Annotated in this window: 18 protein-coding genes, 1 tRNA gene and 1 pseudogene; 12 read left to right on the forward strand and 8 right to left on the reverse strand. The window is 57.7% G+C overall.

Annotated features, from left to right (window positions below; all coding sequences use genetic code 11):
- Positions 1-192: 192 nt before the first annotated feature.
- From L0U83_RS38280 to L0U83_RS38295, 4 genes are all read left to right on the forward strand, one after another.
- The gene (locus tag L0U83_RS38280) at positions 193-981 is read left to right on the forward strand and encodes an alpha/beta fold hydrolase (protein WP_233889794.1); all 789 of its coding nucleotides are present in this window, start codon (positions 193-195) and stop codon (positions 979-981) included.
- A gap of 219 nt (positions 982-1200) precedes the next feature.
- Positions 1201-1782: a carboxymuconolactone decarboxylase family protein gene (locus L0U83_RS38285; RefSeq protein WP_233889795.1), complete on the forward strand. Its 582-nt coding sequence runs from the start codon at positions 1201-1203 to the stop codon at positions 1780-1782.
- 214 nt (positions 1783-1996) lie between these two features.
- Positions 1997-2452, forward strand: coding sequence for a RidA family protein (locus L0U83_RS38290; RefSeq protein ID WP_233889796.1), 456 nt, complete (start codon positions 1997-1999; stop codon positions 2450-2452).
- A 375-nt stretch (positions 2453-2827) separates the two neighbouring features.
- Entirely contained in the window at positions 2828-3220 is a 393-nt protein-coding gene (locus tag L0U83_RS38295) for a Rossmann-fold NAD(P)-binding domain-containing protein (protein WP_233889797.1), read from the forward strand.
- On the opposite strand, the gene L0U83_RS38300 is transcribed toward L0U83_RS38295, so the two are convergent.
- The 4 genes from L0U83_RS38300 to L0U83_RS38310 form a co-directional block, all read right to left on the reverse strand.
- A complete protein-coding gene (locus L0U83_RS38300) occupies positions 3180-4076 on the reverse strand; it encodes a 2-hydroxycarboxylate transporter family protein (RefSeq protein WP_233889798.1) in 897 nt (298 codons plus the stop codon). The two genes, L0U83_RS38295 and L0U83_RS38300, sit on opposite strands and share 41 nt — an antisense overlap.
- Positions 4077-4366: 290 nt before the next feature.
- Positions 4367-5032: a methyltransferase family protein gene (locus L0U83_RS38305; protein WP_233890006.1), complete on the reverse strand. Its 666-nt coding sequence runs from the start codon at positions 5030-5032 to the stop codon at positions 4367-4369.
- Between the two features lie 60 nt (positions 5033-5092).
- Complete coding sequence (locus L0U83_RS40655; protein ID WP_267939782.1) at positions 5093-5227, reverse strand: hypothetical protein; 135 nt, start codon at positions 5225-5227, stop codon at positions 5093-5095.
- Positions 5228-5671: 444 nt separating this feature from the next.
- Positions 5672-6853 (reverse strand): SGNH/GDSL hydrolase family protein, encoded by a 1182-nt coding sequence (locus L0U83_RS38310; RefSeq protein WP_233889799.1) that lies wholly within the window; start codon positions 6851-6853, stop codon positions 5672-5674.
- A gap of 287 nt (positions 6854-7140) precedes the next feature.
- Here L0U83_RS38310 and L0U83_RS38315 point away from each other — a divergent pair, with 287 nt between their 5' ends.
- Positions 7141-7329, forward strand: coding sequence for a hypothetical protein (locus L0U83_RS38315; RefSeq protein ID WP_233889800.1), 189 nt, complete (start codon positions 7141-7143; stop codon positions 7327-7329).
- Between the two features lie 42 nt (positions 7330-7371).
- Here L0U83_RS38315 and L0U83_RS38320 read toward each other — a convergent pair.
- Positions 7372-7448, reverse strand: a tRNA-Met gene (locus L0U83_RS38320).
- 539 nt (positions 7449-7987) lie between these two features.
- On the opposite strand from L0U83_RS38320, the gene L0U83_RS38325 reads away from it, so the two are divergent.
- The 3 genes from L0U83_RS38325 to L0U83_RS38335 all read left to right on the forward strand — a co-directional run bounded on the left by L0U83_RS38325 (position 7988) and on the right by L0U83_RS38335 (position 9929).
- Entirely contained in the window at positions 7988-8626 is a 639-nt protein-coding gene (locus L0U83_RS38325; protein ID WP_233889801.1) for an O-methyltransferase, read from the forward strand.
- A 337-nt stretch (positions 8627-8963) separates the two neighbouring features.
- Complete coding sequence (locus tag L0U83_RS38330) at positions 8964-9608, forward strand: hypothetical protein (RefSeq protein ID WP_233889802.1); 645 nt, start codon at positions 8964-8966, stop codon at positions 9606-9608.
- 156 nt (positions 9609-9764) lie between these two features.
- The gene (locus tag L0U83_RS38335; protein ID WP_233889803.1) at positions 9765-9929 is read left to right on the forward strand and encodes a hypothetical protein; all 165 of its coding nucleotides are present in this window, start codon (positions 9765-9767) and stop codon (positions 9927-9929) included.
- A gap of 364 nt (positions 9930-10293) precedes the next feature.
- Here the strand turns inward: L0U83_RS38335 and L0U83_RS38340 are convergent, their stop codons facing one another.
- The 3 genes and pseudogenes from L0U83_RS38340 to L0U83_RS38350 form a co-directional block, all read right to left on the reverse strand.
- Positions 10294-10833, reverse strand: coding sequence for a hypothetical protein (locus L0U83_RS38340; RefSeq protein ID WP_233889804.1), 540 nt, complete (start codon positions 10831-10833; stop codon positions 10294-10296).
- A gap of 128 nt (positions 10834-10961) precedes the next feature.
- On the reverse strand, positions 10962-11213 hold the full coding sequence (locus L0U83_RS38345; protein WP_233890030.1) for a hypothetical protein: 252 nt from the start codon (positions 11211-11213) through the stop codon (positions 10962-10964).
- A 23-nt stretch (positions 11214-11236) separates the two neighbouring features.
- Positions 11237-11689 (reverse strand): annotated as a pseudogene (locus L0U83_RS38350) (substrate binding domain-containing protein); the annotation flags it as partial.
- A 223-nt stretch (positions 11690-11912) separates the two neighbouring features.
- On the opposite strand from L0U83_RS38350, the gene L0U83_RS38355 reads away from it, so the two are divergent.
- From L0U83_RS38355 to L0U83_RS38370, 4 genes are all read left to right on the forward strand, one after another.
- Entirely contained in the window at positions 11913-12239 is a 327-nt protein-coding gene (locus tag L0U83_RS38355; protein WP_233889805.1) for a DUF4148 domain-containing protein, read from the forward strand.
- 296 nt (positions 12240-12535) lie between these two features.
- Positions 12536-13063 carry an RNA polymerase sigma factor gene (locus L0U83_RS38360; protein WP_233889806.1) on the forward strand — a complete coding sequence of 176 codons (528 nt, stop codon included), beginning with the start codon at positions 12536-12538 and terminating at the stop codon, positions 13061-13063.
- Between the two features lie 346 nt (positions 13064-13409).
- Positions 13410-13853: a universal stress protein gene (locus L0U83_RS38365; protein WP_233889807.1), complete on the forward strand. Its 444-nt coding sequence runs from the start codon at positions 13410-13412 to the stop codon at positions 13851-13853.
- 613 nt (positions 13854-14466) lie between these two features.
- The gene (locus tag L0U83_RS38370; protein WP_233889808.1) at positions 14467-15483 is read left to right on the forward strand and encodes a DapH/DapD/GlmU-related protein; all 1017 of its coding nucleotides are present in this window, start codon (positions 14467-14469) and stop codon (positions 15481-15483) included.
- The last annotated feature ends 168 nt before the right edge of the window (positions 15484-15651 follow it).

Below are 15651 nucleotides of genomic sequence, written 5' to 3' on the forward strand. Positions count from 1 at the left end.
CATCGATGCATTAGCAGTGTCAGATGATCGCGGACAATTCGTCGGTCCGGTGCCCATCAGTTCCACTCTAACGCAACGGTGTTCTGGATTCCTACGCGAAATCGATAGGTCGAGGCGTATCCACGGACCTTTTCAAAACCAAGCTCCAATTCACGATATCGCCACCGATGTCTCTTCAAGGAAGCAATGTAGATGAAACTCCTCCTCGCTGCTCTTGCCATTTCATCATTCGCGTTCGGTACCAGTGCGATGGCTGCGCAAAAGCCTCCGATCGTTCTGGTCCACGGCGCTTTTGAAGACGCCCAGGTCTGGGGACATGTCACATCCAAGCTTCAGACCGATGGCTATAAGGTTGTGACGGTTGAACTGCCAGGCCGTCCGGGCGCGCCCGCCGCACCGGGCAAAGTCAGCCTTGACCTCTATCGCGACACTGTGGCCGCAGCGCTGGACGAATCCCATCGCCCGGCCGTCGTGGTCGGTCACAGCTTCGGCGGCATCGTCATCGCCGACGCCGCGGAAACGGCACCAAAGAAGATCAAGACTTTGGTCTTCGTTGCTGCCTACCTGCCGCAAGACGGTGACTCGCTAGTGTCGATGGCCAACAAGGATGCAGACGCCAAGATCGGACCGCACCTGCAGATCGATAAGGAAAAGGGCATTGCCTCCATCGAATATTCGGCACGCGCGGATCTCTTTGCCAATGGAGGTCCTGACGAATTGCGCAAGGCAATCCCGAATCTGATTCTAGATGAACCCGTGGGTCCGCTAGCAACGCCCGTGCACGTGACATCCACCAACTTTGGCCAGGTCGACAAGGTCTATATCCACACGGCCATGGACCAAGTCATCAGCCCCTCGTTCCAGGCGAAGATGGTTGCCGCAACCCCCGTGAGAGCAGAGTACACCCTGCAGACCGGCCATACGCCTTTCCTTACCGATCCCGACGGCCTGGCAAATGCGATCGAGGCCGCTGCGAAATAGGCGGTTCGCGGTCGGTACAGGAAACGAGGTGCGGCGGCTTCGACATCCCGCGTTTCGCTTTCTAGTGTGTTGCTCCGGCGGGGTCTCGCTATATCCGGGCTTCCGCGCACCGTCCCGCGGGCCGCTCTTCGATGGTCTGTACCGGGATGCTCCTTCAGATAGGAGCATGCGCATCCGTTGTTTTCGACAATTTCTCTTGTTTCCAGAGGCAGAAGCAATATGTCCCGTCTTCAGATACCCACCACGATCGCAGATGCACCCGCTGCTTCCCAGGCCTTCCTGGAAGCCATCAACAAGAAACTGAGTGTTACGCCGAATCTGTTTCGTCTGATGGCCAACAGCCCTGAGGCGCTCGAGGGCTACCTCGGTCTGGCCGGAGCCTTGGCAAAAGGCGCGCTTCCAGCACAAATCGGCGAGCGTATTGCTCTCGCCGTCGCCGAAATCAACGGCTGTGACTATTGCATGTCGGCGCACAGCTATTTGGGAAAGAACGTGGCGAAGCTCGACGAAGCTGAAATGTCCGCCAATCGAAATGGTGGCTCGAATGATCCACAGGCCGCGCCTGCCGTGCAGTTCGCCGCGAAGGTCGCGCACAAGCGTGGCCACGTATCCGACGAAGATCTGCGCGTCATCAAGGCGGCTGGTTACACCGATGCGCAGATCGTCGAGATCGTCGCGCACATCGCACTTAGCGTCTTGACGAACTACGCCAACGTCGTTGCAAACACGGCGATTGACTTTCCCGTGGTGCGTACACATCAGTACCTGAAGAACGGGACTCGCACACTTCTCGATACGTGATGCGTTGACCGAACTGATCGATTACTTCAACGCGTTGGAAGCGCGGCGACCATCCGCAAGAGCAGCGCCAATGCGCGAGTCAGTCATTCATTTTGATACGCGGAATCAAGCCACAACCGACGACCGCCGTCCGCTGTAGGGGATGCTTGAGTTCACTGCGTCGCGATAAGTCCAGGCCAAATCTATTTCTATTCACCTAACGTTAAGCCCGAACATGAACGTATTTGACCGGCTCGCGCAAGCGAGCCTAATTTTGCCGGCGCCCATCAACCCGCTTGGCTCCTATCGAACGGTTTCCGTTTCGGGGAGTCAACTGTATGTATCCGGGCTGGGCCCTTTCGAAGATGGCAAGCCAATCGTCGGAATGGTGGGCCGCGATATTTCACTGGAAAAAGCTCAAGACGCGGCGCGCCTAACGATGCTCATGATCTTGGCCTGTGTCGATGAGGCATGCGGACTCGACAACGTCAAGCGATGCAGCCGGCTAACAGTCTACGTGCGTGCCGAACAGTCGTTCGCCCAGCATCCGCAAGTGGCCAATGGCGCCAGTGACCTCTTGCTGACGCTGTTTGGGCAAGACAATCTGCCGGCTCGAAGCGCACTGGGTGTGCATTCGTTGCCGATGGGCATCCCGGTTGAGATTGACAGCATTTTTGAGTTGAAGGGGTGACGGACATGGCTCGACCGCGCGACGATGCGTAGTTGATGCGAGCCAATCAGCCGGCCAAACCTGATTCTGAACCCGCCGCACAACGGGCGCATATCGCGCTGTCTGGAGGGCAATACTGCCGTCTTGTTTTCGAGAACAATCAATCCGTGCTCGTTCCGACGCCGCAAGCATTGCGATGGGGCCGCCACACGATTGCCCAAAACCGAAACGACCCATCTATTTTCCCACCGGAATCTGATCATGCGTCAAATGATATTGACCGTTGTCGTCGCACTGACTGTCTCTACGGGATGTCTCGCGAGCACTTCTACCATCTACAAGGAACCCCTGGACGCGAGGACTCTGAACACACTTCGATCGGATTTTAGCCATCTCATGCAATTAGCCAACCGCCACGACTTCAAAGCGCTCCATGAGATGTTCTGGCAATCTCCTTCGGCCCTTCTCGTCGCCAAAAGTGCGATCCCTACGGAAGGGAACTGGGCTGGCTTCTGGGGCAACGAGGCAATCGATCAGAAGTTGCGCGATATCGGCACCTCTGGCCCTGTCGTGCTGCGGCCGGATTATTCGAAATTCAAGGTGGTCGGCCTGACGAAGGACATAGCGCAATCTTATGCGCCGGTGGATATCACGGTCTCCTATGCGGGTCAGGACGGAACCCCCAAGCCGTTTCTATTGTTAATCAACTGGATAAAAATCGGCAAGGACTGGAAGGTGGCTTCGGAGATCATTCTGCCCGTACCGCCGGCGCCTGAAGCAAAAAGCTAAGTAACTGGATGGTCGTGAATTCCCACCAGCGCTGCGCAAGCACACCGATCAGATAGAACAGCATCATGGTGGTAACCGCGGCAGCCATCCCTGCCGGGTCGATACGGACGGGGCTGCGCGACGACCGCATGGCGCCCGACTGATCGCCCGACTGCAAGGCGCCCTGCCCTGTAAGCGCAGGATAGCGTTTGCCCAGCAGATTTAACAGACCGCACAGGAGAATCGCAGTGAAACCAGAGAGCATGACGACCGGAATAACCTGCCCAAATAGCTGCGCCTCGGGCGCTTTCGTGATCAAGGCATAACCGATGGACAAAGGTATCGCGCCTTCTCCCAAGCCGCCGGACATGATGGGAACGACGACCATGAAAAAGGTGTGCGTTGCACTCATGCCTACTGCACAGCCCACCAGCGTTCCCACGATCGCGGCACAGATCGACCCCACCGCCAGCGGAATGAAAATCTTGAGGAAGCCGGCGATCAACACCTGTCGATCCATGCTGAGGATGCTACCGGCAATCACCGCAGCAATGTAGAGATAGAGAAAATTGGAGGTTTTAACGAAACCGTTTATGGCCCCGGCGACAGACGTGGGAATCCATCCAAAGTGAACCATCGCCGAAGGTACGACGAATGCCATGATCGCGGCTATGTCCATGGACCCGATCAACGGCACCCGGCGACCCAGTTCCATGAAGGAAAAGCCACCTACGCTCAGCACGGCAATGATGATCGTCAGATCGGAGGGAAACTTGCCGGAGGCGACGAACAATGCAATGACGCCGATGAGCAGCAGATAGACCGGCAACGGTGCGGAAGCCCGTGATCTTTGCATCGAATTGGCGTTCTGCGACATGAAATGGAGGGTACGTATTATCGCCCTTGCGGGGCGCGACGGCCGCGGGAGATGACATGATCGCCGGCAGCAGTTTCCAGATCGCCCTGTTTCTTGCCGTACTGATCGCGCCGGTGAAAAAACTGCACTAGTGCCACGACCCGCAAGCTGTCTGCAAGCTCTTCGCAGAGTTCGAGGCTCGGGATGCCGTTGCGCGGCGCGTAATGCACTGATCACGCTACCGACATGAAGACAAGGGGTCAGGCTGCAAGCACCCAGGTGCTCGTACCGAAGTCCCGTGACAGCTCTGTTCAGAACAAGCCGGGAATCAGCCGATATGTGCGGGCACAGTACGCATCGTATTCGCCGCTAAATTGCGAGCGCAGAAGCGCCTCTTCCGCGTTGATGCGTGCGATGAGGGGCGCAATGGTTAGCACCACGAGCAGCACGCCGACACCCGAGCGAAACGCGAGTGCCCAGCCCAGCGACAGTACGAGCATTCCCAAATAGCTGGGATGGCGGATGACACCGTACAGACCGCTTGTAACGAACGTATGCCCCGGCTGTATGGCAACCAGCCCGCTGAACCGACGGCCAAGCACGAAGACAGGCCACAAGCGCAGCACGCCGCCCGCAATATAGAGAACAACGCCGCCCCATCTAACGGTGTCACCGTCGAATACCCAGAACCCCTTCCGGTCCGTGTAGGCGGGCAACCAGGCACTTAGTAGTCCAATGATGCCGAAAGCGGCGAGCACCCAGCGATTACCCCGATCTTCGCGCTCACCCGCGCTCAGGTTGGCGGCACTGACAAGCCCGACGCCGGCCATCACAAGCGTGGCGATGGCGACCACGGTGAGGGCAGGATGGGAGAAAAACGCGGGAAAGCCCCCAGAGCCCTGGATGGCAAGGCCAAGGTAAGCAAGCGTCGATACGATGGTGGTGAAAGCCAGTTTTGGAGTGCTAGCCGTGTCTATCGCGCCAGGATGAGGTAACGAATACGACCGATTCTGTGCCTCAAATCCAGGATACGCGATCTAGCGGTAATCAATATCTGAAAGTTGCCGCAGCTTGCGAATTGGGACCACGGCTATCGCGTGCCGGGTACGCGGGTCGAGTGGGTCGAGCGGCGCGCCAGCGATAAGGCGCCAGACTTTCTGCAGGGTGGCCATGGCTGCTCCGCGACGGCGGCAAACCTGAAATCATTCAGCCAGACTCAGTACCCATGGTCGATGGAGTGATTCCCGCAGGCAAAGCTTCTCTCTCCTTCTCGCATTCAGGAATGCTTGCGATTGACCTTGCATGACAAAAACTTTTGCAGCGAACGTGGTGGTATCCGCTTCGGGACGCCCTCTTCATATGTAGCCGCCGGCGTGGCTTCTGGCGTGGATCAAATAACCACTACGCCTTACCTCACAGCCCGAAATCCGGCGGTAAGGAGCCGTTCGAAGTCTATACGCGAGCGTCCCAGAAGGGTCGCGTACTGCCGATCGCAGCCTGCAAGTTCATGGCTGCACATGCCAATTGCGTGAGGCAGCACGCGGGCCAAAAAGGGACATTCAACCGTATCGCTTGATTGCCCGATCGCAGCGCCTCTCCAAAGCTCACCGTGTTGATCACTCAACAGAGAGAAGGCCTCCACTGTCAAACGCGCGCTTGGCGAATCGCTCGCCAATGCGGCGATGTGCAGGCCCATCCGGGTGCAGTTGATCGGGCAGAGGCAGATCGGCGAAATCCTGTTGACCGTAGAGTTCAAGTCCGTCGAGGTAGCGTAGATGTGGGTCGTTCGCCGCCCGCTGCTGCACAATGCGTCGCAACTCATCCCGGATGACGGTCAGCGTCAGCTTTCCGGCCTTGCGCTCGGCCGGATCACCCGTCGCCCGAAACGAAACTTTCCCTGCGGCCAGCGCATTCATATCGAACGCTCCAGGACCCGGCGTATCCTCGTGAATCGGGCAATAGAGCGGCGAGATGACCAGCAGCGGCGCGCCTGGGTGGCCTTCTCGGATGGTGTCGAGAAAACCGTGCACCGCTGGCGTAAAAGCGCGCAGCCGCATCAGATCCGTGTTGACGAGGTTGATGCCGATCTTAAGGCTGATCACATCGGCAGGCGTGTCGCGCATCGTTCGGGCGGTGAAGGGGTCGAGTAGCGCGCTGCCACCGAAACCAAGATTGACCAGTTCTACGTCGCCGAGAGAAGCGGCAAGCGCGGGCCAGATCGAAGTCGGGCTATCTCCGTTGGAACCATGGCTGATGGAACTGCCATGATGCAGCCAGACTTTTCGACCCTCGTCGGCAATGGACTCCATGTCGGCGTCGGCGCGCAGCGCGACAAGCTCCGTGATTTCGTTGTGCGGCAGCCAGATCTCGACCTTCTTGTCATGGCTGGGCAGGCCGGTGAACCGTAGTGTGGCCGGTGACCCTGACTGCTTCGAAACAGCGCCACTGGCCATGTCGATCGTCACCGTGTCGCCTCCAGCCGCACTGCTTTGATGGACGAGGCGGCCATCGACCAGCAGGTCATACACACCGGCCGGCCGCGGCGGGACACCCGCATAGGCGTACCGTGTCGGCAGGACATCGATTTCGATGTGTGTCGCCTGGGTGCGAAACACCAGTCGCACCCCTGAGGGCTGCGACTCGGCCATCGCCAACTGCGGGTCCATGCATTGAGCGCGCGCTCGGGCAGGCAGGCGGTGCGGCTTCACTCCCCGTCCGGTTTGCTCGAGTTCAAGGGCACCACGCAAAAACTCGTGGCTAATGAGCGTGGGAATCAAGGTACCCTGGTCGATCATCATGTGATTGATTGCATGTGAAAGCATGCAATCTTACCCGGCTTGCCGTCTGAGAAAACGCGCCGCGCCTTCTCCGCCAATTTTGCGTAGACGATGTCGCGGACCTGCTCAGTGAGCGCCACCACGTGGCTTTCGGCGAGATCTGCATCGGCCTTAGACCACGAGGCGATCTTTTTGAACGATGGTTTTGAGGTTCATGGCTGAGCCTGGTTGGTCGTGGGGCGCGGAATCGACCCGCGTAGAATCAACTTGCCGGGACAGCCGGCACATCAAACTGTGGAGTGAGCAGAATGACGACCTATACGGATCAACAAGCTCTCGATCGCGCCGTCGAGATCATCAAGGCCGCTGTAGCCGCAGGCGCGATTGGGACCAGCAACCCAGCCAACATGAGCTCAGCCGAGGCAAACGGCAAGAAAGTCGGCGAGTTCCTTGGGAGCGCTGTCGAGGCGTTGCGCGACAAGTTGAAATCGCTGTAAACGAATAAACCCGCTTGGCTTTCACCTTGCGGGTTTCGATGTTGGTTGCGGGGATAGGATTTGAACCTATGACCTTCGGGTTATGAGCCCGACGAGCTGCCAGACTGCTCCACCCCGCGACCGGGATTGTATGCGAACCCACCTGACAATGCAAACAAAAAAGCCCGCTTTCGCTTGCTGGCTTCGTGTTCGCACTATTGGTACGGTATGTGAAAACGCATTTCATGCGGGCGTTTCTCGCACGTCAACCGGGTCAGTCTCCCCTAGCGCCAACTTTGTGCGCTGCTACTTGCGACTGGACTACTTGAAGCAGTTGGCAATTCAAACTACGTATGCTTTTGGGGAAATGCCGCAACAGTCGCAGCCGACAACAGTCGGCAACAGGAGACGTTGTCGCACGTTTTCCGGTTGTCAGTTGAAAGGCTGGTCAGCCCTGGATAACGGACCTGCCTGCGCGCATCCCTGATTAGTGACATTACTGTGCGAAAGGCCACAGAAATTCGCCCGAATATCCTGCATGTTCACGGAGGAAACGATCTCGTCGTAACGGACAGGAAATCGTAAACTTATCTGAAAGCGTTCGTTAAAGATTATTCGACAACCACACCGCTCAAATCGATGGTTTTTTCATTGTCTCAAATTATGAATGGAGACAACAATGTCAGCAATTAAATTCCTTAAACTTATCACCCCTCCCCTGATTACCATTGGAGCCAGGAAATTACTCTCTCCAGAAAGGAAGCAGGCTCTTTTCGATGGCGATGACGCAATGTTCAAGAGACTCACGGCCTCTTCGAAGCTCTATTTCGAGTACGGCTGCGGAGAAAGCACGATTTGGGTAGCAGAGAATACCAAAGCAAAAATTCATAGCATAGACACGAGCAAAGAATGGATTGATTTTGTGCAGAACAGAATTGACGGGAAAGACGCCACAATTGAATGGGTGGATTGCGGAGAACTCGGGAAATGGGGTGCTCCAATAAATTACAAAAAAAGGGAAAATTTTTTTAGATACGCCAATGCCCCATGGGCAAATCATCAGAACCCCGACATTGTTCTTATTGACGGTCGGTTCCGCGTTCTATGTTTTTTAACAACACTAAAATTATCCAATGAAGGGACAAAAATTATCTTCGACGATTACACAGATCGTCCCCATTATCATATAGTCGAGGACTTCATTCCTCGCACCGACACTTTCGGCAGACAGTGCCTATTCATAGTTCCCGACAAGAAAAACATCGACACGATTCTTATCGACCAGATGATTGATAAATTCGAATATGTTCTTTCATAACGCCAGATGCGCAGCGCGCAACCAGAGCGCTGATGCGTTTCGGAGGCTGCCGTTGACTTTGCATGTGCCTGAAGGGCGGTTCAGGGTCGACTGCCGCCAACTGAACTGGACAGAGGTCGGCCACTAGCGTTGCAGTCGACGTTGCCGTGCAGATCGTCCGCAATGATTTGGATCGATCAATCCGCGAGCCTGCGTCAGGGATGGAGGCACCGGCCGAGTCAACGTCACCGCGCAAGCCACTAAGATGCGAATGGCGCAGAATACAATCTCGAGCACATCCCTGGGTCCGGTCGTCCGGGCCCTGGCGTTAGCGACAACCTTACTGCAGAGAGACAGAATGAAAAAGGGACGGACGAAACTTACCCGGCATGATGCTGAGCGCCTTTTCGAGGGATTGCCCGCAGGGAAAGTGAGCGTATCGAGCCGGCCCGTGAACCCATTTGAGGCAGGGGCGTTCGACGTGGTCGAGCGCGTCGACGACGAAACCAAACTCTGGAAAGACAACCTCATTACTCTTCCGATGGCGATCGAATTGCCTGCTTGTTACGAGTCGGTGACTCGCATGCGCGAGGCGATAGAGCGGGCGTGGCGCGTGAAATGGGTGAGGGAGGGGAAAAACGAGGTTGTTACCGAGTTCCCTGAAGGATGGACGGCCATTCGCCCGAAAAGCGGACCCATCGAGGTGCGGGATCCCTCCGGCGTTGTTCGCGCCGTATACGGGTGGGCCGAGGATGCCGAGCTCAGGATTCTGCCAAGGTATCTGGTCGAGTCGCAGGCGAACAGTTCGAGCGGATTAGGCAGCTTGCTGGTCCGCGATCGCGGGAACGGTCAGATCCTTGAGAGGTCGTCGATCTGGTCCGCTCAAACAGGTGTCAACCATCCAGATTGGACGAGGCTGTCACAGTGGCTCAGCCTACGCTATCCGGACCACCGCGACCCGCTTCGATACTGGGAAGATTGTGAGGACAACATCCGGAAATGAGCTGATCCGATCGCCTGAGCCAATGACGACCACGTCAGCGGATTCGACTATTGCTGTGCCCCGTGACCAACGCGTCGCCAGCACGTCAACGCCGCGTCGGCATCAGTCCGGCCCGAAGGCTCTGCCGCGCGCCATGTACAGTCCACAGCGGACGCAATGAAAGCGAAGTTCACCGTCAAGACCTCGACCATAGGCCTTGAAATGGCAAATGTGATCCATACCCCTCCCCTTCTCAAGGCACAGGCGCAAAATGACGAAACGCTTACGCGAGCATCGACGGAGCCGCGATTCACGCTCGTGCTGCCGATTTTTCACACCTGATTGATAGTTTCCACGAGCGATGCTTAAGGCCTGCTAAATTCCTCGCGGACGTCGGTGCGAGGTCGGAGCGTAGGTACTTACCTCAGAGGGCTTCCTCGAACTAGGTGTGTTAAGAACAACGAACTGCTGTGACGGTACGTGGCGACTGCTTTGGAATGAAGTTATTACATAGAGGCCACGTCAAGGAGCCAACTCCGAATCCGTCCGGCAAACGGGCAGCCGTGCGCTGCCCGATCCGTTCGGCCGCCCAAAGTGAATAGCCATCTCCACGAACTTCACGATGATGAGATAGCCATGCGGCATCCACACGCGTGTCGACATGCGTCAGGTGCTTCGGCGCCGGCCGTTCTGCGAGCGGCGACATTCACCAGGTGTCGCGCAACGCTTTCAGAGCTGACTTGTTCAGCGCCAGCGCATAGTTCGCGGTAGCCGTGTCGCGCGCCAGGAGTTCCGCCGCGAAATAGACGGCCACCGCAAGCCCGCATCCGCCCACGGGAATCCTGACGATCGTCGCACCGCTGATATCCGGATATACGGTGGCGACGATCAGGATGATCGACAGAACCAACTGGACGACAACCTTGACCGCCGCATGGCCGAGATCGGCGAGCATTGGCGCGAGGTAATGCTCGACCTTCATGTGGATCTGCTGTTGCGCCGTGAACGCGGGCGCTTCCGGCTCAGCAGTCAGCTGCGTGCGGCTAGGAAGGGACGTTCCGGGCAGCAAGTGAATGGCCGCTTGATGGCGTACCTCTGTCGTCCGAAGATTGGCCTCGTCAGTCGCCGGCCCGCCCAGCGCCGCCTCGGACACGATAATGGACCTTATCCCGAGCACCTTTGCGAAGCGCCTGGCATCGGAACAGCCCTGCGAGGCACCAACGCCCCGCTCGTCCCCCTTGATCACACTATGCGCCCAGGTGCTCGCGCGCCCATCACTGGGTTGCGCGGCTCCAAACAAAAAGCGGGCTCGGCGCTGGCTCCGGACCCGTTCGAAGTGCAAGGGTGCATGCTGCCCGTGCTGCTCGACCGCCCTTAGTGAATGGCCATCTGCACGACCTTCACGATGACGAGACCCACTGCGACGACCAGATAGCCACGCAGCACACCCATCCACACGCGTGTCGTGAGCGTCAAGTGCTGCGGCGCCGGCAGGTCTTCGAGCGGCGACATGCGCCACGTGTTGCGCAACTCCTTCAGGGCTGGCTTGTTCAGCGCCGGCGCCCCGTTTGCAGCAGCCGTGCCACGCGACTTACGCGAGAGTTCCACCGCAACGTATACGGCCACGGCAAGCGCGCAGCCGCCCGCTACCGCTCGTCTGCCCATTCGGGAAAGAGATTGATCAATCGCCCGTCGGCGATCAGCGGCTCGGCTCTGAGAAGAAGCATCTGCGCAATCCCGGACCCGGCGAGGCATGCGCTGAAAAGCGCACTGGGATCGTTGACCGTGAGGCGCCCCCGGGTGTCGACCACGATGCGCTTTCGCTTGCGGTGGAATTCCCAGGGGAACGGCTTGCCCGTCTCCGGGTTGCGAAATTCAAGGCATCTGTGGCGTTGGCTATCAAGGTCCTCGGATTTCGCCGGGCGTCCCCAATGCGCGACGTACGAGGGCGCCGCGACCGTAACAATGCCGGTATCCACCAGATTTCGCGCGATCAGGGTAGACGCTTTGGGGCCGCCGACTCGCACGGCGAGGTCAAAGCCGTCCATGACGGCGGCGAACACGCTAATGCTACCGGACAGTTTCTCGCTACTGGATTTCATGGTCGCGCAGGTTGGTACGAGTGACGGATCGCTATCGATCAATCGAGGGCCAACGCAGCAACGCTCCGCCGAACAGCAGGGCTGGCCACCCATGTCCATCATCCCTCTTTGCTGACTCGGTGTCACTTATCTAGTGCCATACATGCCATTTTGTTTCGACTGGCGCTTGTCCAGAATGCATCTCACCGAGACATTCCGTCCCGCCGATCAAAAGGAGATTGCCATGCATAGCCGCATTTTCATCGTTGCCGTCGCGACCGCCGTTGCGCTTCCAGTCGCCGCACATGCGCAGAGTGACGCTTCGAGTGTGACGCGCGAGCAGGTCCGCCAGGAACTCGTGCAACTCGAACGTGCCGGGTATCAACCGGCACGCGTCGACAACGCCCATTACCCAGATGACCTCCTCGCAGCCAATGCGCGGATTCGTGCGGCTGCCGGTGCCGATCCGTATGCCGTCAACGCCATGGGCGGCGCGGTGAATGATCGGTCCGCTTCGGGGCGCCGCGTGAGCGTGAATGCGTCACAGCGCGCGTTGTACGCGCATCACTGAGTGCCGTGAATTCAACGATTCATTCACTCATGGAGGATTGGAGGTGACAGATCCACTGAATCGTCGTCGCCTCCTGAAAGGCGCGTCGAACTGCTGGACATCGCGACGCTTGACGCTTTCGCAAGCCGGAAATCCGCTCACTCAACGCACGCTGATAGAGCACGCACTGAGTGTCGAGCTGGATACGGTTCTGGGCAAGCTTGCGTCGCCTCCCGTCTGACTGAAACCAGTTAGGCGAAGCGGGCAACAGCCCTGCTCCGACCATTGCATCCAATACCCGTTTGTGGAGGAAGGCGATGAAGACCACAGCCGACCTGCGTGACGTACTTCCAGCTCTCCTGCCTCGGCTGCGGGTATTCGCGCTGCATCTCGCGCGCGACAAGCACGATGCCGAGGACCTTTTGCAGCGAACTTGTGTGAGAGCACTTGAGCGCGCCCATCAATTGCAGGCGGATACAGCACCGTTGAGCTGGATGTATTCGATCATGCACACATCGTGGATCACTGAAGTCCGCGCACGCAGTGTTCGAAATCGGGCCCGCGTCGATTGGGATGAGAGTTTCGTGGAGACTGTCGCGGACCCGCAGGCATCGGATCCGCAGGCCACGGCCCTCAAGACGCAAATCATGAATACGGTGCAGCGTCTGCCCGATGCGCAGCGCACGGTCATGCTGCTAATTGCGGTTGAAGGCCTAAGTTACCGAGAGGCTGCGAGGGTACTTGGTGTGCCGATCGGCACGGTGATGAGCCGCCTTGCGCGTGCTCGGATCGCGATCAACGCCAGATTCGGGTCGAGGCGTGCGCAAAGGCCGCCACGACCGTAATTTCGTCGCAACAGAAAATACGGAATATTTCCTGGCGCTTCAGCGTTGTATCGACTGAATCGCGTTGACTGACCATGTCTGCGCTTTAGTGAACGTCATGAACAGGCCGCCGTCTCGTAGAGCTTCATGATCGGGGAGTGTTGCACCGCTTGTGCCCTTGCCAATACGACGCCCGAAAAGCTCGATCAAGACTACGGGTTTCCGGCGATTTTACTATTTACAGACTGCTTCAAAGGCATCGATTTCTCATTTATCGAAGACAAACACGCTCACTATTTTTAGCACCGTATCAGCGTCCGTTTTTGGCGAGCACATTTATTCAATAACCTAACTACTTCGAATACCCATGTCAAATTACTCCAGGATATTACTGTTCTATGACGAAACAGAGGAGGCAAAAACCGCTCTTATTCGGTGTGCGAACCTTTCCGCGTCACTTTCCGCTCTTGTCGATGTCGTCACCGTTGTCGATTACATTGCCGCAAGCGCCATTACCGCAGGCATGCTGAGCGGTGTCCTGGTATCGCAAATGGAAGAAGACGCTCGGTCTGTGCTGAAAAACGCGGTCGACGAGCTAGGCTTGAATGGCGTGGTGGCTCGCGGCCACGTCGCATTTGGCCCGACTGTAGACGCAATATTACGGATGATCGAACGCTTAAACTCCGACCTGATCGTCGTCGGCCACCGCACGAAGACTGGCCTCGCTCGCTGGTACGGCGCCCGCCCGCTTCACATCGATCTGGTGGAAAGGTTGAAGGGGGCGACGATTGTCACCGTTACGCCGGATTGAGCTTCAGATGGTCGCCGGTGCGGCGCATGCCGGATATAGCGAAGAGAACGCACCACGTCTGGACTGATTGGGTTCGCATGCGTGCCACTAACCGGACCACGGCATCGACCCGTTGTTCGACGCTACACGCATCCTGTGGAGAAGCCTACGCCGTCGCCTCCTGCATCGGACTTTCATTGCCTCGCATCTTATCCATAACTTCCGACGAATGTAGTGCGCCAACTGGTTTAATCAAATGCGAGACTTCGTAGACCAGTTTGTGAATGCCCGAATCATGAAATGCCATACGACGCCGAAAAGGCCCTTGTCCACGCATTTCTAACCGTAGATAAATAACACCGCAATTACAAAGACGATCAGGGTTGCCGAAAATGATAAGAAGCGGGAGCGTGCTCGTTATCGACCTATCTGCGCACCAATTCTGCCCATCCGCGCGCCAATTCCGCGCATCCGCGCACCAATGCCGTGACAATCTCGTGCTGCCCAGGCGTATCGAGACCACAGTGGGGCGCTTCCTCGAGACGCGCGCGCCGCTGCTCTCCCGGGGGCGGGGAATACGGTGGGGGCTTCGAGCGTTGTGTTGTCAGGTCAGTTGAAGATGAGTGACGTACACATGGAAACTCGTTATCTAAACACCGGTGCCGAGGGCTTTGGCCTCGCCACTGTCACGGACACCAACACGGTTCTCGACACATGGTATCCATTTACGTGGCTGCGCCGCGATGCGCCGGGCTCATCGACATCGGAACTCGCCCAGTCGAGCCTTGCCGATTCATTGCGTAAATGGGCCGGACTAGCTGGCCAACGCGACGCGCGCCGCGCAGTTCGAACCGTCGCAGTCAAAACGACGATTGCCAATCTCGCGGTCCCTCCTGCGGACCTCCACGATGTCTATCTGCGTTTGCACTTGCTCAGCCAACGCCTCATTGAACCGCGACAAGCGAACCTGACAGGCTTCCTGGACCGGCTGGCCGATGTGGCATGGACGACCCTTGGCCCATGTGAACCGTCTGAAGCACTCGATCTTCTCCGCGTCTGTCGAGCCGAAGGCGTGCCGTTCGACGTTCGCGGCACCTTCAAAGTGCCGCGGATGATGGACTATGTCGTGCCCGATGATGTCTGGATTGCCGACGCCGATCGTGTGCTGCTAGGCGGCTACCTCGCTCCCGGCACGACTGTCACCGCGGAAGGATTCATTGGCGTCAATGCCGGCACCTTCGGGCCATGCATGGTCGAAGGCCGCATTAGTCTCGGAGCCGTAGTCGGAGAATTTTCCGACATCGGAGGCGGGGCATCGATCATGGGTACGACGTCGGGAGGCGGAAAGCATCAGGTGACGCTCGGAAAGCGCTGCTTATTGGGCGCTAACGCCGGCATTGGCATATCCCTCGGCGACGACTGTGCCGTCGAGGCCGGCTTGTACTTGACAGCAGGTACTCGAATTCGACTCTCTTCAGGCGAAGTGGTGAAGGCAATCAACCTGAGCGGCCGAAACGGCCTTGTGTATCGACGCAATTCTCAGACTGGACAGATCGAGGCACTGGAAAGTGAGCGGAGCTGGATTACACTGCATCCATCACTTCATCGCCTCTCGCCTCAGCCGTATCGCTTCGCGCGAGATCTCCGATAGAGACCAACGCCAAATGCGCGTGACGGATCGCTGTCGATCAATAGCGGGCCAACGCAGCAACGGTCCGCCGAACAGCAGCGCTGGCCACCCATGTCCATCACCCCTCTTTGCTAACCTGGTGTCACTTATCTAGTGCGCTTCCAGTCGCCGCACATGCGCAGAGTGACG

Origin of the sequence: Paraburkholderia flagellata (genome assembly GCF_021390645.1) — a bacterium.
Classification (GTDB): domain Bacteria; phylum Pseudomonadota; class Gammaproteobacteria; order Burkholderiales; family Burkholderiaceae; genus Paraburkholderia; species Paraburkholderia flagellata.